Origin of the sequence: Rummeliibacillus sp. TYF-LIM-RU47, assembly GCF_008638315.1 — a bacterium.
In the GTDB taxonomy this organism is placed as follows: domain Bacteria; phylum Bacillota; class Bacilli; order Bacillales_A; family Planococcaceae; genus Rummeliibacillus; species Rummeliibacillus stabekisii.
The window spans coordinates 1054725-1077685 of record NZ_VVIR01000001.1 but is presented as its reverse complement, the minus strand read 5'-3'; the positions used below and the strand labels follow the sequence as shown (position 1 = coordinate 1077685).

Here is a 22961-nt window from a genome sequence, read left to right as displayed (position 1 = left end):
TTCATCATCTTAATAAAAATACTATGTCGCTACTCGTTAAAGCATGCGACATAGTTTCTAACAAGAATATTTACTAATCATTTACAATGATATTACACAATACTATTTGTTTCAAGAATTGTTTTTATTTTTGTAACCATTAAATCAATTGCAACTTCATTTTGGCCGCCTTCTGGAATAATAATATCTGCATAACGCTTAGTTGGCTCAATAAATTGATTATGCATCGGACGAACAACAGAAAGATATTGCTCAATGACAGAATCCATTGAACGACCACGCTCATTGATATCGCGTAAAATACGGCGAATAATCCGCAAGTCTGCATCCGTATCCACAAATAATTTAATGTCCATCAATTCACGCAAGCGCGGATCAAAAAGTACCAAAATTCCTTCAAGAATGATAACATCTTGCGGATCAATATGAATGGTTTCTTTTGAACGTGTATGTAGTGCATAATCATACACTGGTTTTTCAATGGACTTTCTTTCTAATAAACGCTTTACATCACTAATTAATAAATCCGTATCAAAAGCATCCGGATGATCATAATTCGTTTCTAGTCGTTGATCAAATTCCAAATGGCTTTGATCTTTATAATAAAAGTCTTGCTCAATCACTACTACTGAATGTTCTTTAAATACATCATGGATGGCATGTGTCACACTTGTTTTGCCAGACCCAGAACCTCCAGCGATGCCAATCACAACTGGACGTTGTTTTTCCATCTATCGCATCTCCTTGCGCATCATATTCATTGGATACAGCTTCTCAGCACATTTGAAACGAACGATTTGCAATGGATGTCTAGCAGCATCAAGTGCTTGTCCATCTTCATCCCATACTTCGTCAATGACAACTTTAAAGTTTTCAATTTCAGGTCCGAAAAACTCTACTTCGTCGCCAGGTTTAAAGTAATTGCGTTGCTGTAATGTAACCATTTGTGTTTCTTCATTGTAATCTAAGACCATGCCAACAAAATCAAATTTCGTTTGCTTGCCATGTTCACCGAACATTTGTTGTTCATATCCAGGTTGTCCTTCAAAGAAAGAAGAAGCTGTTTCACGGTTTGCACATTTATCTAGCTCTTCAAGCCATTCACGTTTAATTTTGAAATTATCAGGATCTGCACAATATGCGTCGATTACTTTACGGTAGACACTGACTACAGTAGCTATATAGTGAATTGATTTCATACGGCCTTCCACTTTTAAAGAATCGATGCCTAAGTCAATAATCTTTGGAATAGATTCGATAAGCTTCAAATCTTTCGGGCTCATTGCAAAGGCTTCGTTGCCTTCTTCAAATAAAGGCTTTTCTTCACCATCTTCTACTGCATATAAATCATAATCCCATCGACATGATTGGCAACAACCCCCGCGATTAGAATCACGCGCAGTCATATGGTTAGATAAAACACAACGACCAGAATAAGCAATACACATTGCGCCATGAACAAATGACTCAATTTCAATATCCACTTTTTCTTTCATTAGTTTGATCTCTTCCGCACTTGTTTCACGTGCTAACACGACACGCTCTAATCCTTCTTCTTTCCAATACTGAACAGCTTTCCAGTTGGAAAGGGATTGTTGTGTACTTAAATGGATTTCTAATTTTGGTGCAACAATTTTACATGTTTCAATAATTAATGGATCCGCTACAATAATACCTGCTACTCCTGCGCCTTCCAGTGCTTTTAGATATTCATCAAGCCCATCCATATTATCATTGTGAGCAAAAATATTCGTTGTCACATAGATTCTGGCACCATATTTATTAGCAAACTCTACGCCTTCGCGCATTTCATCAATTGAGAAATTTCCTGCGTTTGAGCGAAGACCAAATTCTTGGCCGCCGATAAATACAGCGTCTGCACCATAGTGGACTGCAATTTTTAATTTTTCCAAGTTGCCTGCAGGTGCTAGCAATTCGGGTTTTTTAACGATGACTCTTTTGCCATCACGAATTTCGCTTATCGCATCGTCTTTTAATAATGTCACGGTCTTTTTCTCCTTTCCTAGTATACAGTTTCCTTGAAGAAGAAGCCTGTATCCAATGGACGCAACTCTGGTTGAATTTCTTCAATTTTTGCGAGTAGTTCTTCTTTTATATCGAAGTATGCATCAGGAGATTCCGTGTATGCATCGATTGCTTTGCGGTAACACTCTGTTACTGCGACTACATATTCTTCTGTATGCAAAACACCCTCAATTTTGAAAACGTCGATTTCAGCTTCAAATAATTCGTCTAATTCATCAATAATACACATATCATTCGGACTGAAAATATGCGTACCGTTTAAATCCTCGTATATTGGATATTTGCTGTTTCGTTCTGGATCATGCAAGAACATATTGCGATTGTTTTTCCGTTTTTCAACTTCCATTGCTTTGCCTTCATACATGAAGTAATGGCCGAGCAGTGGGCGTTTCGACTGGAACATACATGTCATTCCGTGCACTTGGACTTCGATTTCGATTTCGGCATTTTCTTTAATTTCAACTATTTCATCCATGCTCAATTCACGAGCAAGGACAGCTCTTGTTGCACCGCGTTTGCCCCAATAATTAGCTTGGAACCAGTTTGTTGCAATTGTTTCTGGGTTCCAATGTAATGGAATGTTAACGTCTGCTTCGCGTCTAGCAATGATAACTGATGGATCGCCAAAGACGATGCCATCCACTCCTATTTCTGCTAATGCTTTCATATAAGGTGCTAATGCATCCACCCGATCATTATGGAAGATGGCATTCATCGCAACGTATACTTTTTTTCCAGCATCGTGAATGATTGCAGTAGCTTCACGTACTTCTTCAATAGTAAATTCTCCTGCTAATCGTAAACCAAATTGCTGTTCACCTATTAAAAAGGCATCTGCACCTGCTTCAATAAGCGCTTTAATATGTGAAAGCGATTGTGGAGTTACAAGTAATTCAGGTTTTGTCATTATGGTCACCTCTTTATACAAATCAATAATCCATCACCAACTGGGAAGAATGTGGATTGGTAATCTTCATTTTCTATCATCCAATCCGCAAATTGATGCAAATTACGAATCATCGTTCTTTTCCGCCTAGGTACCTCTGAAAGCTCTAGATCGGAAAGGCCGTGCATATACATATTATCGATATATATAATACCGCCTTGTTTTATAAGCGGACTATACTTTTCAAAGAACTTTTGATATTGTCCTTTTGCAGCATCGATAAAAATAGCATCAAATGCTGAGTGATGATTTTCTATATCTACTTCTAATGCATCGCCTGTGATGATTTCCACTTGCTCAGCAACAGAAGATTTCGAAAGAAAATGTTTAGCTTGCTGTACACGATTTTCATCTCGTTCAATTGACACTATTTTTGTTTCGGGCAATGCCTCAGCCATACGAATGGCAGAGTAGCCAATTGCAGTGCCAATTTCTAATATACTTTTAGGTTGTTGGATTCGGAGCATTTGCAGCAATAGTTCAATTGCTGGCAGTTGCATAATAGGCACAAAGTTTTCTTTTGCGAATTGTTCCATCTCAGTAAGCAATGGATTTCGTGGTTTTATAAAGGACATTGTATATGCATCCGAAATAGCCATACAATTCCCTCCTTATTTTTTCAAAAATACACTTTATCTTATCACAAAAATAGAAGAAAAGCGAGAGCCGCTCTTCTCCTATCTTAGTTATTCAAACCTAATTTCAATAAATCGGTTCAGCATCTTTTTCCTAGTTTACTTTATATATTTCTCAACTTTACCTAAATGTTCATCATACGTTTTAGAGAAGTGATTGTTGCCGTTTTTGTCTGACACAAAGTATAGGTATTCTGTCGTTGCTGGATTTATTGCAGCTTCAAGTGATTCCTTACCTGCGTTTGAAATAGGGCCTGGTGGCAATCCCTTAATCTTATACGTATTGTATGGATTTTTCACTTCTAAATCTTTATAAAGGACCCGGGATTTGTGCTCTCCTAATGCATAAAGAACAGTAGGGTCGGTTTGAAGTGGCATTTTGCTTTCTAAACGATTATAAAAGACACTAGCAATCGTTTCACGGTCTGTTTTGGCTGTTGCTTCTTTCTCCAAAAGGGAAGCAAATGTCAAAAATTTATGAACAGATAAATGTTTTTGCTTCAATTGGCCAGAGTAATTAGTGATAACCTCATTGGTCTGTGCAATCATTGGCTCTATGATTTCCTGTAATGTCGGCTTCTCTTCGAAATACGGGTATGTCGAAGGGTAAAGGTAGCCTTCAAGCGGATAGCGTATATCTTTTTGGTCAATTGCTTTTGTAACGGTGCGTGGATACGCTTTTTTCATTTGTTTAATGAATTTCTTGCTATTCACGAGATCCATAAACTCTTTTTTCGAGTAGTTTGTACTTTTTTCAACTTTTTCTGCAATTTGGTCAAGAGTTAATCCTTCTGGGATTGTAATCGTAAAGATTGGCGTACGGTACACTTTCCCTGTTTTCAGACTTTTGATAATTTCATCGATCGTCATAGAAGACGTCAGATTATAGGTACCTGCTTGAAATTCTGATTCATTTTTTACCTTTGTATAATACTTGAAGACTTTAGCATTTTTAATAATATTTTTATTCTCCAAGGTTTCGGAAATAGTATCAATCGATGAACCGATCGGGAGATTAACTTTGACTGTTTTAGTTGCATTTTCATCTACTGGCTTTAACGCATTATTTACATAAAAATACATACTTATCCCAAGAACCAGTGCAAGTGCAATAAATACTCCGGATGCAGCTAATACAATTTTACGTACAACCCTTTTTTCAGACTGCCGCTCTTTTATTTTATTGATTTGATCTTGGTTTTTCTTCTTTTCCACGTAGGCAATTCCTCCTTAACGGATGTTTGCTGCACAAAAAAGCGGAATGCTAGTTGCTCATTCCGCTTAGGCAAACAATTACTCTTCGCCAAATTCAGCGTCAAGAGTGTTTAAAACTTCTTCCACCATGTCCCATTCTTCATCAGTTTCAATAGGAACAAGTTCTCCGCCTTCACCATCTTCAGCTGGGACAACAGCAGATGCAAAGATTTCAACTTCTTCGCCTTCTGCAGCGCCTTCTTTATAATAAAGTACATAGGAGCGGTCGAAATCCTCAGAGTCGAATGTATAAAGTACCGCGTATACTTGTTCGTTACCGAATTCATCTACTGCCACGATGTGCTCGTGATCATGTTCGTGTTCATGTGCCATTTAGGTCACCTCTTCTATATATTTTGTGCTGTCTACTACAGCAGCATCTTAAGTATTGCTTTTATAATGGATAAATACATATTGCTGAACATTTATTTTAAACTAAACTGCCAACTCTCTGCAATTATCCTTGTTCAATATCCTCATCCAACTCTTCAATAACAGATTCGATGTAATCCCACTCTTCATCTGTTTCGATTGGAGTAAGTTCACCATCTGTTCCATTATCAGATGGTTCATAAGAGGATGCGAAGATCTCAACTGTGCCATCTTCGTCTTCTGAACCCATAATAGAGTAAAGTACATATGATTTTCCGAATTGTTCGGAATCAAATGTATGAAGCACTTCGCAAAGTTGCTCATTGCCTTCATCATCTACAACTGTAATATGTCTTTCTTCAAATTCTTCCATAATTCCACCTCATAACTGTTTTCGGTCTAAGTATCCTTGAAGAATCATAACCGCCGCCATTTTATCAATGACTTTTTTTCGATTTTTGCGACGTACATCCGCTTCGATTAGCAAACGTTCCGCAGCCATTGTTGTCAATCTCTCGTCCCAAAGCGTTACTGGCTTAGAAAATGTATCTTCTAAAAGCTTTGCATAGGCCTGTGATGCCTCGCCCCTTGGTCCAACGGTATTGTTCATATTTTTGGGGAAACCTACAACGAATTCAGCAATGCCATACTCATTCACCAGTTCTTGGATTCTTTCAATGCCGAATTCATTATTTTCCTCATCGATTTTTACCGTTTCGATACCTTGGGCTGTCCAACCTAGCGCATCGCTAATTGCTACGCCAATCGTTTTGGAGCCAACATCTAAACCCATTATTCTCATCATTATGCCTCGTTATTCTTTTTAATATAGAACTTAACCAACTCTTCTAAAATTTCGTCACGTTCAAGTTTACGAATTTTGTTCCGTGCATCCTGATGGCGAGGGATATAAGCAGGATCTCCTGATAATAGATAACCAACGATTTGATTGATAGGATTGTATCCTTTTTCTTCTAGTGCTGCATGTACTCGTTGCATGGTTTCTCTAACTTCTTGTTCCATCGATTCTTCAGGGAAATTAAATTTCATCGTCTGATCAAACTTACTCATGCAGGGCACCTCACTTTAAAATAGTAGAATAACGTCTTGTATCTATGTTAGTATACCCTATTCAACAAACCTTTTAAATAGATTTTACATAATTATACACGGAATCCAACGCTTCTTCCAATTTAGAAGCATCTTTTGCACCCGCCATAGCCATATCAGGACGGCCTCCGCCTTTGCCTCCGCAAATCTCAGCAACTTCTTTCACAATCTTGCCTGCGTGATAGTTTCCGTTTGCTAGATCTTTTGTTACCCCGGCAATCAGCATAACTTTGCCTTCAGATGCTGCGCCTAAAACAATGACACTTTGGTCCATTTTAGCTTTCAAATCATCCATTAGTTGGCGTAATTGATTGTTGTCTTTTGCTTCAACTTTTGTTGCCAGCACCGTTACATCGCCGATTTTCTGTGCTGATGATAAGATAGTTGAAGCTTGTGCACCTGCTATTTTGGCAGATAATGACGCATTCTCGCGTTGTTGCTCTTTCAACTCTTGTTGAAGGCTTTCTACACGTGCGACTAAGTCTTTCGGATTTGCTTTCAGCAAACTAGCTGCTTGTTCTAAAACATGCTGTTCTTCTTTCGTTGCTTGATATGCAACTTTGCCTGTTACAGCTTCAATACGTCGTGTGCCTGCACCAATACCGCCTTCTGACATGATTTTAAAGAATCCAATTTCAGAAGAACGTTTAACATGGATACCACCGCATAGTTCAATAGAATAATCGGACACTTGTACTACGCGCACCACATCACCGTATTTTTCACCAAATAAAGCCATTGCACCAATTTCTTTTGCATCTGCAATTGGCATCTCCTCAATAACTACTGCGATGTCATCCCAGATTTTTTCGTTAACGATCTGCTCTATTTTTTCTAACTCTTCTTTAGTAACAGCACCAAAGTGTGAGAAGTCAAAACGAAGGCGATCTGGTCCTACATATGAACCAGCTTGGCTTACATGATCGCCTAACACATCTTTCAGTGCGCGTTGCAATAGATGTGTTGCTGTATGGTTCTTCACAGTCAAGTTACGTTCTGTGCGATCAACTTGTGCAAATACATCTTCACCTACATGCATTTCGCCAGATTCAACAATAACTGTGTGCAATGCTTGGCCATTTGGCGCTTTTTGTACATCTTTTACAAATGCTTTGAATGAATCGTTGCTAATTGAACCATGGTCAGCGATTTGCCCACCCATTTCAGCATAGAAAGGTGTTTCAGCAAGAATAATTAGTGCTTCATCACCCTCTGAAGCTGTTTTTTCGATTTGTCCATTTACTACCATTGCCGCAATTGTTGTGTTTGTCTCAAGAGTTTCATAACCCACAAATGTGCTTGCCTCTGTTAGGTTTGCAAGTACTTCTGATTGAACATGCATAGAATCGACATCTTGGCGCGCATTACGAGCACGTTCACGTTGAACTTCCATTTCCGCTTCGAAACCTTCAACATCCACTGTCATGCCTACTTCTTCTGCATATTCCTCTGTCAATTCAACTGGGAAGCCGTAGGTATCATATAAACGGAATGCATCTGCTCCAGGAATGCTTGTTTGCCCCTTCGCTTTTTGGGCTTCTACCACTTCATTGAAGATAGAAAGGCCATCATGTAATGTCTCATGGAATCTTTCTTCTTCGTTCTTAATAACGCGAGCGATAAATTCAGCTTTTTCTTTCACTTCTGGATAGAAGTCAGCCATGATCTCACCAACTGTTGGTACAAGTTGGTACATGAATGGTTTTTCGATACCTATTTGTTTTGCATATCGTACTGCACGGCGAAGTAAACGGCGAAGCACATAACCACGACCTTCATTTGAAGGTAATGCTCCATCACCAATTGCAAATGCCACTGTCCGGATGTGATCTGCAATGACCTTGAATGGCGTGTTTATATCTTCCTCGCTGCCAAAGATTTCATTTAAATCGATTTCATTTGGGCGTTTATATTTACGATTTGCAAATTCTTCAATTTTTTCGATGATTGGCATAAACAAATCTGTGTCAAAGTTAGTTGGCACATCTTGAACAACTGAAGCCATACGTTCTAGGCCCATACCTGTATCAATGTTTTGTTTTGGCAGAGGTGTATATGTGCCATCTGGATTATGATTAAATTGAGAAAAAACAAGATTCCATATTTCTAGATAGCGCTCATTTTCACCGCCTGGATATAATTCTGGATCTTTCAGGTCGTTGCCGTATTTCTCCCCGCGATCGTAGAATATTTCTGAGTTAGGACCACTAGGACCCTCTCCAATATCCCAGAAGTTCCCTTCCAAACGAATTAGGCGTTCTTCTGGAATACCAACTTCGTCTTTCCAAATCGTATAGGCCTCATTATCTTCCGGATGTATGGTAATGGACAATTTTTCACCTTCAAAGCCCATCCATTTTGGATCTGTTAAGAACTCCCATGCATAGTGGATAGCTTCTTTTTTAAAGTAATCACCAATAGAGAAGTTCCCAAGCATTTCAAAGAATGTATGGTGGCGAGCTGTTTTACCGACATTCTCAATATCATTCGTACGTATTGCTTTTTGTGCATTCGTAATACGTGGATTTTCAGGGATCACTGAGCCATCAAAATATTTTTTTAACGTTGCTACTCCGGAATTGATCCATAGTAATGACGCGTCATTGATTGGCACAAGCGGCATACTAGGTTCTTGTTTGTGTTTTTTCTCTTCGAAGAATTCGATAAACTTGCGACGAATTTCTGCTGATGTTTTCATTAATTTTCCTCCTTTTATATATAAAAAAACCCCCATCCACTGTAACAGGGACGAAGGTTTCTATTCGCGGTACCACCCTAATTATAATAGCTTTTGCTATTATCACTTAATTACCTTAACGCGGCACACGGTAGTTTTTGGCTACACTCAGGAATAGCTTTTCCAAATTGGTTGGTGAAGGTTCTCACAGCCTAGGAACCTCTTTCTGTACACGGACCAACAAGTACTTTTTTCCTTCAACGTATTGCAGTATTAGAGATCAATCTTGTTTAAATAGGATAACTCTTACTTATTTTAAGAAATGCTTTTACTTCTGTCAATTCTCATTATTCATAAAATCATAAGGGCTAATGCCGGCCATTCCAATCATTGGATGAATGCCTGAATAATTATCTAGCGTTAAAGTAACAGGTACCTTGTCTTCTACTGATTGTATTGCTTCTTTCTCAGTTGGGTCCGATTTTGTATCATTCTTTTCTTCTAGCGATTTGATTTCAGTTGTCTCTTCCAATGATAAACGCTCTACAAGTGAGGTATGGCGTTTCATATCATCTGTTTTTTGAAAGCCATACACAAATGTGTCTGGCTCGCCACATAGAATAAGAAAATTTTTAGCTCTTGTAATGCCTGTATATAGCAAATTTTTCCGAAGCATTTTGGAATAACCGCGGACTATTGGCATTATAACCATCGGAAACTCGCTTCCTTGCGATTTGTGAATGGAGCAGCAATACGCAAGCGTTACCTGATTTAGATCACTTTTTTGATACGTTACTTCAATGCCATCAAACGATACAACCATTAAATCCGTTTTTTCAATCGTTTCTTTTGCCTTCACAATTGAAATGACTTCACCCATATCGCCATTAAACACATTATTATTTGGCTGATTAACAAGTTGTAGCACTTTATCGCCAATCCGGTAAATTGTATCACCAAAGGCAATCTCTTTTGTTTTTTGGGATTTTTTAGGATTTAGTAATTCTTGTAGCATTTTGTTCATTGCATCAATGCCAGCATTGCCACGATACATTGGTGCGAGCACTTGGACGTCATGAATAGAAAAGCCTTTATTAATAGCACTCTTGACCACTTGTCCTACAACGTCTGCAATTTGATCTTGGGTTGCACGTATAAATGAACGGTCGCTTGTTTTCACCATCAAGTCTTGAGGGACAGTACCACGTTTCATTTCATGTGCCAACTGAATTATTGATGATCCTTCTGATTGCCTATAAACATCTGTTAACTCCACTGTTGGAATGGCTTTTGAGGCAAGCAAATCCTTTAAAACCTGACCAGGGCCTACCGGCGGAAGTTGGTCTTGGTCGCCTACAAATATTACTTGGCAGTCATCATTCAATGCCCTCAAAAGTTGATGTGCGAGCCATGTATCAACCATTGACATTTCATCGACTATAATAAGCCGCCCCATTACTTCTCGCTCCACATCTTCTTCTTTTTCTTGACCCGTGAAACCTAGCAAGCGATGAATAGTCATTGCAGGCAGTTCCGTTGATTCGCTTAAGCGTTTGGCAGCTCTACCCGTAGGAGCCGCAAGGACGATTGGAAAGGCCTCTTCTTTCTCAGCGTAATCTTTAGGATTGAGCGAGAGTCCATGCAGTTCTGCATAGACATCTACTATCCCCCTGACAACTGTTGTTTTCCCCGTTCCGGGGCCCCCCGTTAAAATCATTACAGCTGAATTAATAGCCGTTTCAATTGCCTTTACTTGTGTATCTGCATATGTAACACCAAAGCGCTCTTCTGCTTCACCAATTACTTTCCTTATCTCAGAAGAAGGAAAAGATGAGTGCTCTTCGTTTTTTTGAGCTAGCTCTGTAATCTTTGAAGCAATGCCTATTTCAGAATAATAAAGAGACGGCAAATAAACTCTTGTTTCTTCACCGCAAACTTTGCCATTCTCGCCTAGTTCAATTATTGCTTGGGAAATATCATCGTATTCAATCGTGCATGACTGACTCGATTCAAGCATCGCCTTGGAAGCAGGCAAAATTTCTCTTGCATCTAAAAAAACATGCCCTTCTGATAATGAGGCAGTGTTTAACAAGTGAAGTATAGAGGCTTTGATGCGGTCGGGATGGTTGCCGGTGATTTGTAGCCTAGCGCCCAGTTCATCCGCTCGCTGAAAACCGATCCCCTCAATATCTTCAATGAGGCGGTACGGATTTTTTTGTAGTACTTGTAGTGTCTCACCTTCATACATTTGATAAATCTTCACAGCAATTTGAGCACCAAATCCCCATTCGTTCAATTGAATCATAATGCGGTCAAGCCCTAAATTTTGCTCAAGTACAGAGCGCAGTGTTTGTTTTTTATCTTCTGTTAAGCGTGGAACGTCATCCAACACATCAGGATTTTCAATGATGGTTTTAATAGCATCTGCACCTAGCTGTTGAACAATCGTTTCAGCTGTACGGTGGCCTATCCCCGGAAATAAATCGCTAGATAAATATTGCACGACACCTGTTTCAGTTGCTGGAATCTCTTTTTCAAAAGTGGCAGCTTGAAACTGCAGCCCATATTTAGGATGCTGTTTCAGCTGCCCTGTATAACGGTATAACGCTTCTTCTGAGACAGCAGGAAAATAGCCTGCGACAATAATCTCTTTTTCTTTATAATCCGTATTTGTTTCTTGGATTTTCAATTTAATAATCGAGAATAAGTTTTGTGCATTATGAAATATTGTGACGACAGGCCGGCCGACAATAAAAAGTGGTTCATCGGAAAATAAAGATAGATTTTCAGCCAACGCTGCCACCACCTTTCTTTTTAATCTTTTTTCATTGCAAGCATGTCATGAATGTAACGTGCTTGATCAAACTCTGGCTGCAAAGTAAAAGCTTGCTTTAAATGATACTGTGCATCTTCTATTTTATCGGTAGAAACAGCATACAGGACACCCAGATTATAATGGGCATCGGCATTGTTCCAATCTGTATCGATTACATACTTCAGCTCTTTTTCTGCCTCATTAAAAAGCTCCAAAGTAGCTAACATAATGCCATAAGAAAGCCTGATCTGTAAATCTTCCGGTGCTAGTTCTGCAGCTCTTTGCATATAAGGCAATCCGAGTTTCGGCTCGTCGATATGTTCAAAGCTTTTGCCAAGCATAAAATAAGCGTCTGCTCCTTTAATACCATGGCGGATAGAACGTTCATACAGTTTTGCTGCTTCTGTATAACGTTCTGAATTATAGTAAAGGTTTGCAAGGCCATAATAAGCAGTTGCCGCAGATTCATCCAATGAAATAGCTTTTTGGAAAAATCGCTCTGCTCGCTCGATATCATCAAGCGATGCGAGCAAATTTCCAAAGTTAATATAGCCAATTGTTTCATTTGGATTCTCTTCTATAGCTTGTGTAAAGGCTTTTGCGGCATCTTCATACCGTTTTTCTTGGATGGCTTTAATACCTAACTCATTTAAATCCATTTTTTCACCTCTATTACCCTACATACGTTAGTTTTTTACTGTCTTTAAATACTTCGTCTATTGTAGCGCCACCTAAACATTCATCACCATCATAAAGTACAACAGATTGGCCAGGAGTGATAGCACGTGTTGGTTCGTTGAATGTTACGTACCATTCATCATCACCAGTGATTTCAACTGTCACCGGCACATCTTGTTGGCGATAGCGGAATTTAGCGGTCGCTTGGAATGTTTTCGGCATATCACGATGCGTCGTGAAGCCTGTTTTTACAGCTTTTAAGCTTGTTGAATAAAGCTTATCATTGTGGAAGCCTTGTCCCACTAATAATACGTTGCGTTTTAAATCTTTCCCCAGAACAAACCAAGGATCGCCGTCTCCACCAATCCCAAGGCCGTGACGTTGGCCGATTGTATAATACATAAGGCCGTCATGCTTGCCTATTACAGTGCCATCGAATGTTTCCATATTACCAGGTTGTGCAGGTAAATATTGACCTAGGAATTCTTTAAAGTTTCGTTCTCCAATAAAGCAAATACCAGTTGAATCTTTTTTCTTAGCCGTTGCAAGGCCTGCTTCTTCAGCGATTTCTCTAACGCGTGGTTTTTCAAGTTCACCAATTGGGAACATAACTCTTGAAAGTTGTTCTTGTGAAAGCTGGTTTAAGAAGTAAGTTTGATCTTTATTTTGATCAATGCCACGAAGCATTCTTGTTTCGTCATCGCGTACTTCAACGCGTGCATAATGGCCTGTTGCTAAATAATCCGCACCTAGCTTTAATGCGTGTTCTAAGAATGCTTTAAATTTAATTTCTTTATTGCACATCACATCAGGATTCGGTGTACGTCCTGCTTTGTATTCTTCTAAAAAGTACGTAAATACTTTGTCCCAATATTGTTGTTCAAAATTGACTGCATAATATGGGATACCGATTTGATTACATACTTTAATAACATCTTCATAGTCTTCAGTCGCAGTACATACGCCTGAATCATCGGTATCATCCCAGTTTTTCATGAAAATACCGATAACATCATACCCTTGTTTTTTCAGTAGATAAGCTGCTACGGAAGAATCGACTCCTCCAGACATACCAACCACAACTCGGGTTTGTGAGGGGTCTTTCGTTGTATTCATATTGTTCACCTTTTTTCTATTATTTCGCTAATCGTTTTACGATCTCAATGGTCCGTTCTGCCGCTGTATCAATATCTTCTAGCTCTAATCCATAACCGAAGCTATAACGAATCGAATTCCTAAGCTCATCTGCTTCGCTTCCATACATTGCAACAAGTACATGCGATGGATCAATGGAACCGGCCGTGCAAGCAGAGCCACTAGATGCTGCAATACCTGCCATATCCAAATTGACTAAGAATGATTCGACATCCATATTTTTAAAGCTAATATTCATTACATGTGGCAAGCAGTATTGCTCATTTCCGTTTATATGATAATCGATTTCTGCCTGATCTAATTTCTTTAAGAAGTGTTGGTGGAATTCTTTGTATGCTTGTTGTTTCTCTTCAAAATTCCTTTGCGCAATGGCTACAGCTTCAGCAAACCCAACAACCGATGGAACATTTTCCGTTCCTGCTCTGCGCTTACGCTCTTGTTCTCCACCATAGATTAGTGGCTTTAGCTTTGTTTGATTACGTTGATATAAGAATCCAATGCCTTTTGGACCGTTCAATTTGTGGGAAGATACTGAGAGCAAATCAACGTGCAAATCATTGACATCAATCGGTAGAATGCCAAACGCCTGTACCGCATCAGTATGGAATGTTGCACTATGCTCTTTCAACAACTCGCCGATTTCTTTAATAGGCTGTATAGTACCGACTTCATTATTTCCAAACATAATCGTTACTAAGATAGTATCATCGCGTAAGGCCTTTTTGATGTCTTCAAGAGAAACACGACCCGTTTCATCAACAGGCAAATAAGTTACCTCATATCCTTCTTTCTCCAGTTGTTGACATGTATGAAGAACTGCATGATGTTCTACTACAGTTGTGATAATATGGCGGCCTTCATTCTGTTTCGCATAAGCTGTTCCTGTAATAGCCAAATTGTCTGCTTCACTGCCGCCGCCTGTCACTATAATCTCCTGGTCTTTCGCCCCAATGCTTTTAGCTAAAGTATGTCGAGCGTCATCCAAGTGCTTTCTAGCAAAGCGGCCAATTCTATGAATGCTAGATGGATTGCCGTAAACTGATTCCATACTTTCTACCATTTTGGAAATCACTTGTGGATGCATGGGTGTTGTAGCCGCATGGTCAAGGTAAATTTCTTTCATCTTTAAAACTCCTTCTAAACCGGATTAACGGGCAGTAAGATAGATTTCCCCGTACAAAATTGAGCTAAAAAACAAACAGTTAGAGGGGGTAACTGCCGTCAATACCATCGCAGAACATCTAATTCCATTTGTACTCCCTGAATAGATGCTGCTTATATATAAAACATATATCCTTTATCATCTGGCTCTTCTGTATAAGAAGCTAAATCTTCTAGGCTCGTTTTCTCTAAAACCTCTTTGACAGCGTCACGTACACGAAGCCATAACTGTCTTTGAGCAGGAGCTTCTTCCTCAATCCCTTCAACAGGCTGAATTGGGCCTTCTAACACTTTAATTACATCTGCCGAAGAAATCAAATGAGGAGGCTTGGAAAGCATATATCCTCCATATGCACCTCGAACACTCTTAACGAGACCCGAATTTCTTAGTGGTGAAACTAGTTGTTCTAAGTATGCTTCCGATAAATTATTCTGGGATGCGATTTGCCTAAGAGGAATGGGCCCTTGTCCATATTGTTTGGCAAGTTCGATCATAATGGTTAGCCCATATCGCCCTTTTGTTGATATTTTCATTTATACACCTCTATATTTAGCGAATTTGTCTATGCACAAGTATAGCATATTTCCCTTCATTCTACTCGGGTATGATTTATGAACATGCACATTTTGCTTTTATATGTTAATACTGAAGAGGAATTAATCAGTAGTGACAACAAGATTTAAAATGCCTAATCTATTTTAATGCAAAGCTAGTGAATATTTGAGAAAATAACAAAGTAGGTTTTAGATATTAGAAAAGAGGTGACCACGTTGCCGCAACAACCACTTGCATTTCGCATGCGTCCGCGCAATCTGGATGAAGTTGTCGGTCATCAAGACATCATTGGACCAAAGACTAATTTATATAAAATGATTCAAAAAGGTCATGTTCCCTCCATGTTGCTATATGGAGAACCTGGTATAGGTAAAACATCCATTGCATTTGCTATTGCTGGTTCTTCTAACTTGCCGTTCTTTGCATTGAATGCGACAAGGGCTGGAAAAAAAGATGTAGAGGATGTAGTAAATGAAGCGAAGATTGTAGGACAAGTCATATTATTCCTTGATGAAATACACCGCTTCAATAAATTGCAACAGGATACATTACTTCCGCACGTTGAAAACGGTGCTATTGTACTCATCGGAGCCACAACAGAAAATCCATTTCATGATGTGAATCCAGCCATTCGTTCACGCTGCGGTGAGATTAAGCAGCTAAAAAAGCTCGAAGAAAGTGATATAGTTTCATTAATTCAACGGGCTCTAGAAGATAAAGAGCGTGGCCTTGGCCAATATTCAATCCGCATAACTGAAAAGCAAATTCAGGAAATTGCTCTTGCAGCAAACGGGGATGCAAGAAAAGCTCTTACTCTGCTAGAATCTGTTTATTACGCCTCTGATGAAGAAAATGACGAGACAATTGTAGACGATGCGACTATCCAAAGCTTAGCAGAGCGCATCGGTGTTTACGGAGACCAAAAGGGTAGCCATTTTTATAACTTATTATCTGCGTTACAAAAATCAGTTCGCGGAAGTGATCCTAATGCCGCCATATATTATCTAGCTAATCTCTTAGAAAATGGCGATTTAGTTGCTGTCTCAAGACGGCTTCTTGTCATGAGCTACGAAGACATCGGTCTAGCCGCTCCTGAAGTAGGCGCGCATGTACTTGCAGCTATCCAATCCGCCGAACGACTCGGTATGCCGGAAGCTCGCATACCGCTTGCATCTGCTGTAATCGAGATGTGTTTGGCTGAGAAATCTAATTCTGCCATCACAGCGATTGATGCAGCAATTTCTTCTATCCATCAAGGAAAAACTGGTGACATCCCGCTCCATTTGCGAGACGCTCATTATAGCGGAGCCAAAACACTTGGCGTAGAAGGTTATCAATATCCACATAATACACCTGTCGGCACATTTGGCGGTTGGGTAGACCAAGAATATTTGCCAGACAAGCTAGTCGGCTCAGAATTCTATAAACCTGTAATTGCCGGACAAGAAAAGCGAATGGCAGGCATTTATGATCATTTAAACCAATTAAAAAAGAAAAATAAAAAATGATTGAAAAGGCTAATGCCTCTTCAATCATTTTTTTCATTATGTTGTTACTTTTAAAACCGTTTTAATTTTTTGCATCATGCCGCCTGAGCTGTATGTCAATACACTTCGTTTATAGAATGAAAAACTGATGTAGAACAATACGATAACTGTGACGATCAGGATAATAAGCGCAATCAACGGCTCCATTGGTGAAAGATCTGTTGCACTTATGCGTAGCGGCATAACCATTACGGTCATAAACGGGATATAGGATGACACTTTTACTAGCATCGTATCTGGGCTAAACAAGCCGGACATCAAGATATAAAAACCCGCCATACCCATTAACATTGCAGGCATCATAGCTTGGCTAGCTTCCTCTACCTTTGATACAAGCGAACCAAAGAGCGCCCCCACAATTAAGAATAAGAAAATGGACAACAATAAGTATGCAATAGTGTATAAAATATAGGTTGAAGATAGATGGTCAATCGTATTCGTTACTTTATCCCATTTAGAACCTCCATCCACAACTAAAAACAGCGCTACTTGAACAACGATTAACACAATGAGCTGAGTTAGCGCCAGCAAATATGTTCCGGTAATTTTCGCCAAGAAGTGCGTGGAAGGCTTTATACTTGCAAGCATTACTTCAAGCACACGCGATCCTTTTTCAGATGCGACATCGGTGGTTATCATCGATAAGAATGAAATAACAAAAGAATAGACAATGGAACCGATTAAAATAGAAACACCGATCCCGGCAGATTTTTCATCTTCACTTTTACCTGTGCCTTTTTGTTTATCTAAGTTTTTAGAGATAATCGTTGTATTGGCATCAAGAATCTGTGCAGCCTGATCGCTTGTCAGATTCAACTGTTGTACGGCATAAATTCTGCCAGCATATTGAATCATCCCTGACAAAGCGGTTTGATCGTTATATTCAAGCGGTTCGAATGTCGCTATTTCTGCTTCCATTTGTTTATTCTTGCTTGTAAGAAAAACAGCTGCGTCGTACTTTCCATTCTTTACTTTCTTTTCGACCTCAGCCCTTGATTGATCTGTAAAATTAAATTTCATGTCTTTATCCGATTTAAACAATGGCTTGAAATCCTGTTCTGTCTCATTGACCATCGCAATTTTTACAGGCTCTTCAGAAAATAATGCAGCCTTAATATCAGACCAGAACATTACACAACTAATAACGGCAACATACAAAAGAATAGATAGAATAAATGATTTCGTTTTAATTTTTTGTTTATAAAGCTGTGTAACTAAAATCCAAAACTTAGACAACTATACCACCTACCAAATCTTTGAAAATTTCATCAAGAGTTAAATAATCCATGCTAAATTTATCCATATATTGTCCTCTACTAATTTGTTCAAATAGCTGTTTCCCGTACGTTTCGTCTTCCAGTGTAAGTGTATATCCATCTCTTGTTTTTTTAACGTTTGTTACGCCTTCTAATGTATGTAACTCTTTTTCTGTTAAATCTGTTCGAATGCTTAATTTCTTTTTACCATATTGTTCTTTTAAGTCTTTTAAACTACCAGTGAAAAGCGAAACGCCTCTTTTTAATATGCACAAATGGTCACAGAGCTCTTCAACATTAGCCATTTGGTGACTAGAAAATAAAATTGTGGTTCCTTTTTCTTTTAAATAGAGAATGGCATCCATCAAAAGCTCACGATTTACAGGATCCAGACCACTAAAAGGTTCATCAAGGATTAAAAATTCAGGCTGGTGGATAAAGCTTGCAATCAACTGCACTTTTTGTTGATTCCCTTTTGACAAGGTCTCAGCTTTCGCCTTTCTTTTGTCGACTAGTTCAAAACGTTCAATCCAATAATCTACATCCTGTTTTAAATCTTTTTTGCCCCTACCACGCAAAACACCAAAGAAATAAAGCTGGTCTTCAACGGTCATTGATGGAAATATTCCTCGCTCTTCCGGTAAATAGCCCAGGACATCTCTGTTTACTTTATTGATAGGTATATCATTCCAGGAGATGTTCCCTTCCGTCGTTTCCTGTAAATCAAGAATCATACGAAAAGTAGTTGTCTTACCCGCTCCATTTTGCCCGATCAAACCGAATATCTCTCCTTTTTCAATCGTAAATGAAAGCTGGTTAACCGCAGTGAAATTTTGATACTTCTTCGTGACATGATCAATTTTTAAAGCCATAGCTGTCTCCTTTTATAAAAATTTTCCGAACATATTACATATACGTTTAGTACAGCATAAAGTATTCATTTATTTAACTATTTAAGTGCAGTACCACTGAAAAATTTTTGAAAACTAATTGTCTTCATTAATATTGAGATTTTTTAGCTCCTAGCACTATACACATCTATCTTATCATATAATTTCCTATAACATCCTTATATTTCTTTTTTTAGAAAACTTATGTCCTAAAATATTAAAAAAACCGCATTCGCACAGTACATGCGAATACGGCTACAATTAGTCACGAACACGTTGTATTTTAATGTCTTTTAGAATATCATTAATGACCCAGCTAGCTGCAAAGAGTCCTGCTGTAGATGGGGCAAACGCATTGGATGAAGGCGGCATTTTAGCTTTCCGAATCTCTGCGTCTGGATTACCAACTGTTTGAGCTACATCTTGTCGTATTACAATTGGGCTCTCATCAGAGAAAATAACCGGAACGCCTTTTTTAATACCTTCTTTTCGCAATTTTAAGCGAATCACTTTTGCAAGTGGATCAGTATGCGTCTTAGAAATATCTGCAATTTTGAAACGTGTCGGATCAGTTTTGTTAGCTGCTCCCATACTTGAAATGATTTTGATTTTGCGTTTTAGACATTCTTTAATCATATGGATTTTGTATTTGACCGTATCTGAAGCATCTATGACATAGTCTGGCTGATAGCTAAAGAATTCTTCGTATGTTTCTTCAGTATAAAACATATGAAGGTCAATTACTTCACACTCAGGGTTGATGTCGGCTATTCTTTCTTTCATAACTGCTGATTTGGATTTGCCGATTGTCGATAGATATGCGACTAATTGGCGATTAATATTGGTAATATCTACATCATCTTTGTCCACTAAAATAATACGACCTACTCCGCTTCTTGCACATGCTTCTGCAGCAAAAGATCCCACACCGCCGACTCCTAAGATGGCAACAGTCGTATTTTTAAGCTTGTCCAAGCCTTCTTGGCCAATAGCTAATTCATTTCTTGAAAATTGATGCAACATGATATCGCACTCCTTCTACTTAAGTAAACCAAGTAACTTACTAAGATAAACAAAACAAATTATAGCATGAAAATGTAATTGAAAATAGACTCTTGATAAAAAAGAAGGCCTTAGAATCTAGGCCTTCTCTTTATCTAGAAATCCAAATCTGTCAAAACAATCACGTTTGAATGATTGTTTAAGACGGTTACTGGCACCTCTTCAGTCATATTCCCATCGATTAAAGATTTGATCGCATCTCTTTTTTTCTCTCCCACTGCGATTAAAAGGATGTATTTCGCCCTCATAATGGATTTTATACCCATTGTAATCGCTTTTTCAGGAACTTCATCAATTGATTCAAAAAATCGTGCATTAGCTGTTCTTGTAGAAGGTGTCAAATCTACGACATGGGTTTCACTGTCAAAAGAAGTACCCGGTTCATTGAAACCGATATGTCCATTTTCACCTACGCCTAATAATTGAAAATCAAGAGTTAGGGATTGTAAAAGCTCCTCATATCGCTTTGCTTCTAATTCTGGATTTGTAGCTTCTCCATTAGGTAAATGAGAATTTTTGAAAGGCTTCTCTTTAAACAATTGTTGCGTCATAAAAGAAAGGTAGCTTTCAGGATGTTCTTTTGGTAATCCAACGTATTCATCCAAATTTACACTCTCACAGTTAGAGAAGTCAATTGAGCTATTTCGGATACGTTCGTATAAAGGAAGCATTGTTCCTCCAGTTGCAAGTCCGAAAGTTTTAGCTCCATTGTCTTTCTGCTCCTCAATTAATTGAAAAGCTCGAGTATATAATTGATCTAGGTCCTTCACGGTTTCTAATTGAATAGCCAACTGGTCACTTCCCTTTTCTATTTAGTTTCCTTCATTAAATATTGTGTTACATAGCTTGAAACTTCTTTATTGGAGGAAAGTTGCAGAATCTTTTCTATATGCTTTTCTAAATCTTCTTTTGAAGATTTGGCGATTTGTGCACGTGCCCTAAGTATTGAAGATGCACTCATTGAGAATTCATCTAGCCCCATTGCAAGCAAAATAGGAATTGCTATCTCATCGCCTGCCATTTCGCCACACATACCTACCCATTTGCCTTCTTTATGAGCGCCGTCAATGACACTTTTCACAAGACGCAAAATAGCAGGATTATACGGTTGATACAAATAAGAAACTTTTTCATTCATCCTATCTGCTGCAAGTGTGTATTGAATTAAATCATTTGTGCCTATAGAAAGAAAGTCTGCTTCCTTCGCGAATAAATCGGCCATAACAGCAGTAGAAGGTATTTCAACCATCATACCGACTTCAATGGTATCGCTTACTTCTTTGCCTTCGGTTACAAGCTCCTTTTTCACATCCTCTAGAATGGCTTTCGCTTCTCTAAATTCATCAAGTGTTGCGATCATAGGAAACATAATTTTTAAATTGCCATAAATGCTTGCACGAAGCAATGCACGGAGCTGCGTTCGGAACAATGCTGTATCATCTAAACAAAGGCGAATGGCACGGTGGCCTAAGAAAGGATTCATTTCCTCTTCCATTTTCAAATACGGAAGCTTCTTGTCGCCACCAATATCTAACGTCCGAACTACTGTTGGCTTTCCTTTCATCTTTTCAAGAACAGATTTATAAGAAACAAATTGTTCTTCTTCAGATGGCAAATCGGTGCGGTCCATATATAAAAATTCTGTTCGGAATAAACCTACGCCGTCTCCGCCATTTTCTAATACAATATCTGCATCTTCAGGCTTACCGATATTCCCAGCGATTTCAACATGGTGTCCGTCTCTACTTATGCTTGGCTCGCCCTTAAACTGCTCAAAGTATGCACGTTCTTCAAGATAAGCTTTTTGAGCCGCTTGGTATGTACCAACTATCTCCGGCTCTGCATCTACTATAACATCGCCTTTTAAACCATCTACAATGACTAATGCTCCTTGTTGGATATCTTTTGTCGCTGTTTTGGCGCCAACAACCGCTGGTATTTCCATTGTTCTAGCAAGAATTGCTGAATGGGAGGTTCTACCACCGATATCTGTCACAAATCCTTTAACATGTGTTTTATCGAGTTGAGCCGTCATAGATGGTGTAAGGTCATTTGCAATTATGATTACATCTTCATTTAAATGGCTGTAATCTGGTATCTCTACATTCAATAATTTTGACAACAAACGCTTTGACACATCTCGTATATCTGCCGCTCTTTCTTTCATGTAAGCATTCTCCATTACCTCAAACATCTCGATAAATGTAGTTGATACCTCATGGAGAGCAGCTTCGGCATTCGTACCTTCATCGATCTTCCCATCAATCATACCGAGCATTTCAGGATCCTCTAATACTAGCAAATGTGCTTGGAAAATGGCTGCTTTATCAGGTCCAAATTTCCTTTCAGCTTCTGCTTTGATTCCTTCTAAATCCTTTTTAGCTTCGGCTACAGCATTTTTTAGACGCTTTTTTTCTGCTTCTGAATCGCTGACGGTGACTTTTTCAAATGACAAGTCTGGTTCTACTAAACAATACGCTTTAGCAATGGCAATACCGTTTGATACGGCAATCCCCTTCATTTCTAGCATTCTTCACCAATTCCTTCTGTAGAAAGAACATTTTTGACTTTGTTTAAAGCTTCTTCTGCATCGCTTCCTTCCGCAGATACTAAAATCTCTGCTCCTGAAGGAATGCCCAGTGACATCACACCCATAATTGATTTAAGGTTTACCGTTCTGTCATTATACGTAAGTTGAACCTCTGATGAGAATGGTGTTACAGCTTGTACTAAAACTGTACATGGTCTTGCATGTAAACCTTCTGATGCAGTAATGTTAAATTTCTTTTCCATTGTAAATA

At 38.7% G+C, this 22961-nt stretch carries 22 protein-coding genes and 1 other annotated feature; of the genes, 1 reads left to right on the top strand and 21 read right to left on the bottom strand.

Features of this window, described 5'->3' with window-relative positions:
• Window positions 1–92: 92 nt before the first annotated feature.
• The 15 genes from udk to cymR form a co-directional block, all read right to left on the bottom strand.
• Window positions 93–731: a uridine kinase gene (udk, locus tag F0527_RS05260; RefSeq protein WP_147193886.1), complete on the bottom strand. Its 639-nt coding sequence runs from the start codon at window positions 729–731 to the stop codon at window positions 93–95.
• Complete coding sequence (locus F0527_RS05255) at window positions 732–2006, bottom strand: peptidase U32 family protein (RefSeq protein WP_066786200.1); 1275 nt, start codon at window positions 2004–2006, stop codon at window positions 732–734.
• Window positions 2007–2023: 17 nt separating this feature from the next.
• The gene (locus F0527_RS05250) at window positions 2024–2953 is read right to left on the bottom strand and encodes a peptidase U32 family protein (RefSeq protein WP_150284013.1); all 930 of its coding nucleotides are present in this window, start codon (window positions 2951–2953) and stop codon (window positions 2024–2026) included.
• A 5-nt stretch (window positions 2954–2958) separates the two neighbouring features.
• Window positions 2959–3591 (bottom strand): O-methyltransferase, encoded by a 633-nt coding sequence (locus F0527_RS05245; protein WP_066786194.1) that lies wholly within the window; start codon window positions 3589–3591, stop codon window positions 2959–2961.
• 135 nt (window positions 3592–3726) lie between these two features.
• Window positions 3727–4842 carry an endolytic transglycosylase MltG gene (gene mltG, locus F0527_RS05240; protein ID WP_066786192.1) on the bottom strand — a complete coding sequence of 372 codons (1116 nt, stop codon included), beginning with the start codon at window positions 4840–4842 and terminating at the stop codon, window positions 3727–3729.
• Between the two features lie 78 nt (window positions 4843–4920).
• Complete coding sequence (locus F0527_RS05235) at window positions 4921–5214, bottom strand: DUF1292 domain-containing protein (protein WP_066786187.1); 294 nt, start codon at window positions 5212–5214, stop codon at window positions 4921–4923.
• A gap of 124 nt (window positions 5215–5338) precedes the next feature.
• Window positions 5339–5626 (bottom strand): DUF1292 domain-containing protein, encoded by a 288-nt coding sequence (locus tag F0527_RS05230; protein WP_066786183.1) that lies wholly within the window; start codon window positions 5624–5626, stop codon window positions 5339–5341.
• Between the two features lie 9 nt (window positions 5627–5635).
• A complete protein-coding gene (gene ruvX / locus F0527_RS05225; RefSeq protein WP_066786180.1) occupies window positions 5636–6055 on the bottom strand; it encodes a Holliday junction resolvase RuvX in 420 nt (139 codons plus the stop codon).
• Window positions 6056–6057: 2 nt separating this feature from the next.
• Window positions 6058–6324: an IreB family regulatory phosphoprotein gene (locus F0527_RS05220; RefSeq protein ID WP_147193895.1), complete on the bottom strand. Its 267-nt coding sequence runs from the start codon at window positions 6322–6324 to the stop codon at window positions 6058–6060.
• Window positions 6325–6397: 73 nt separating this feature from the next.
• A complete protein-coding gene (alaS, locus tag F0527_RS05215) occupies window positions 6398–9061 on the bottom strand; it encodes an alanine--tRNA ligase (protein WP_150284012.1) in 2664 nt (887 codons plus the stop codon).
• A gap of 43 nt (window positions 9062–9104) precedes the next feature.
• Window positions 9105–9310 (bottom strand) — a binding site (T-box leader).
• Window positions 9311–9377: 67 nt separating this feature from the next.
• Window positions 9378–11834 (bottom strand): SF1B family DNA helicase RecD2, encoded by a 2457-nt coding sequence (gene recD2 / locus F0527_RS05210; protein ID WP_150284011.1) that lies wholly within the window; start codon window positions 11832–11834, stop codon window positions 9378–9380.
• A 20-nt stretch (window positions 11835–11854) separates the two neighbouring features.
• Window positions 11855–12514 carry a tetratricopeptide repeat protein gene (locus F0527_RS05205; protein ID WP_150284010.1) on the bottom strand — a complete coding sequence of 220 codons (660 nt, stop codon included), beginning with the start codon at window positions 12512–12514 and terminating at the stop codon, window positions 11855–11857.
• Window positions 12515–12527: 13 nt separating this feature from the next.
• Window positions 12528–13649 carry a tRNA 2-thiouridine(34) synthase MnmA gene (gene mnmA / locus F0527_RS05200; protein WP_150284009.1) on the bottom strand — a complete coding sequence of 374 codons (1122 nt, stop codon included), beginning with the start codon at window positions 13647–13649 and terminating at the stop codon, window positions 12528–12530.
• Between the two features lie 19 nt (window positions 13650–13668).
• Window positions 13669–14811: a cysteine desulfurase family protein gene (locus F0527_RS05195; RefSeq protein ID WP_150284008.1), complete on the bottom strand. Its 1143-nt coding sequence runs from the start codon at window positions 14809–14811 to the stop codon at window positions 13669–13671.
• 152 nt (window positions 14812–14963) lie between these two features.
• Complete coding sequence (gene cymR / locus F0527_RS05190) at window positions 14964–15383, bottom strand: cysteine metabolism transcriptional regulator CymR (RefSeq protein WP_066786159.1); 420 nt, start codon at window positions 15381–15383, stop codon at window positions 14964–14966.
• Window positions 15384–15620: 237 nt separating this feature from the next.
• Between cymR and F0527_RS05185 the strand changes: the two genes are divergently transcribed.
• Window positions 15621–16913, top strand: a complete 1293-nt coding sequence (locus F0527_RS05185) for a replication-associated recombination protein A (RefSeq protein WP_149031985.1) — start codon at window positions 15621–15623, stop codon at window positions 16911–16913.
• Window positions 16914–16949: 36 nt separating this feature from the next.
• Here the strand turns inward: F0527_RS05185 and F0527_RS05180 are convergent, their stop codons facing one another.
• From F0527_RS05180 to F0527_RS05155, 6 genes are all read right to left on the bottom strand, one after another.
• Window positions 16950–18188: an ABC transporter permease gene (locus tag F0527_RS05180; protein ID WP_150284007.1), complete on the bottom strand. Its 1239-nt coding sequence runs from the start codon at window positions 18186–18188 to the stop codon at window positions 16950–16952.
• The gene (locus tag F0527_RS05175) at window positions 18181–19080 is read right to left on the bottom strand and encodes an ABC transporter ATP-binding protein (protein WP_066786154.1); all 900 of its coding nucleotides are present in this window, start codon (window positions 19078–19080) and stop codon (window positions 18181–18183) included. Before F0527_RS05175 ends, F0527_RS05180 begins: the two co-directional genes overlap by 8 nt.
• Window positions 19081–19359: 279 nt before the next feature.
• Window positions 19360–20121 (bottom strand): tRNA threonylcarbamoyladenosine dehydratase, encoded by a 762-nt coding sequence (locus F0527_RS05170; protein WP_066786151.1) that lies wholly within the window; start codon window positions 20119–20121, stop codon window positions 19360–19362.
• Between the two features lie 134 nt (window positions 20122–20255).
• Window positions 20256–20951 carry a glucosamine-6-phosphate deaminase gene (locus F0527_RS05165; RefSeq protein ID WP_370454632.1) on the bottom strand — a complete coding sequence of 232 codons (696 nt, stop codon included), beginning with the start codon at window positions 20949–20951 and terminating at the stop codon, window positions 20256–20258.
• 17 nt (window positions 20952–20968) lie between these two features.
• Window positions 20969–22690, bottom strand: a complete 1722-nt coding sequence (gene ptsP, locus F0527_RS05160) for a phosphoenolpyruvate--protein phosphotransferase (protein ID WP_150284006.1) — start codon at window positions 22688–22690, stop codon at window positions 20969–20971.
• Window positions 22684–22953 carry a phosphocarrier protein HPr gene (locus tag F0527_RS05155; RefSeq protein ID WP_066786144.1) on the bottom strand — a complete coding sequence of 90 codons (270 nt, stop codon included), beginning with the start codon at window positions 22951–22953 and terminating at the stop codon, window positions 22684–22686. Before F0527_RS05155 ends, ptsP begins: the two co-directional genes overlap by 7 nt.
• Window positions 22954–22961 lie beyond the last annotated feature (8 nt).

Bases quoted from the DNA above. Each gene is read 5' to 3' on its own strand.
- F0527_RS05230 (WP_066786183.1), bottom strand. From the start codon at position 5,626: ATGGAAGAATTTGAAGAAAGACATATTACAGTTGTAGATGATGAAGGC.
- cymR (WP_066786159.1), bottom strand. From the start codon at position 15,383: ATGAAAATATCAACAAAAGGGCGATATGGGCTAACCATTATGATCGAA.
- F0527_RS05250 (WP_150284013.1), bottom strand. From the start codon at position 2,953: ATGACAAAACCTGAATTACTTGTAACTCCACAATCGCTTTCACATATT.
- F0527_RS05155 (WP_066786144.1), bottom strand. From the start codon at position 22,953: ATGGAAAAGAAATTTAACATTACTGCATCAGAAGGTTTACATGCAAGA.
- F0527_RS05175 (WP_066786154.1), bottom strand. From the start codon at position 19,080: ATGGCTTTAAAAATTGATCATGTCACGAAGAAGTATCAAAATTTCACT.
- F0527_RS05195 (WP_150284008.1), bottom strand. From the start codon at position 14,811: ATGAAAGAAATTTACCTTGACCATGCGGCTACAACACCCATGCATCCA.
- F0527_RS05220 (WP_147193895.1), bottom strand. From the start codon at position 6,324: ATGAGTAAGTTTGATCAGACGATGAAATTTAATTTCCCTGAAGAATCG.
- ruvX (WP_066786180.1), bottom strand. From the start codon at position 6,055: ATGAGAATAATGGGTTTAGATGTTGGCTCCAAAACGATTGGCGTAGCA.
- F0527_RS05170 (WP_066786151.1), bottom strand. From the start codon at position 20,121: ATGTTGCATCAATTTTCAAGAAATGAATTAGCTATTGGCCAAGAAGGC.
- F0527_RS05245 (WP_066786194.1), bottom strand. From the start codon at position 3,591: ATGGCTATTTCGGATGCATATACAATGTCCTTTATAAAACCACGAAAT.
- ptsP (WP_150284006.1), bottom strand. From the start codon at position 22,690: ATGCTAGAAATGAAGGGGATTGCCGTATCAAACGGTATTGCCATTGCT.
- alaS (WP_150284012.1), bottom strand. From the start codon at position 9,061: ATGAAAACATCAGCAGAAATTCGTCGCAAGTTTATCGAATTCTTCGAA.
- udk (WP_147193886.1), bottom strand. From the start codon at position 731: ATGGAAAAACAACGTCCAGTTGTGATTGGCATCGCTGGAGGTTCTGGG.
- F0527_RS05235 (WP_066786187.1), bottom strand. From the start codon at position 5,214: ATGGCACATGAACACGAACATGATCACGAGCACATCGTGGCAGTAGAT.
- F0527_RS05205 (WP_150284010.1), bottom strand. From the start codon at position 12,514: ATGGATTTAAATGAGTTAGGTATTAAAGCCATCCAAGAAAAACGGTAT.
- mnmA (WP_150284009.1), bottom strand. From the start codon at position 13,649: ATGAATACAACGAAAGACCCCTCACAAACCCGAGTTGTGGTTGGTATG.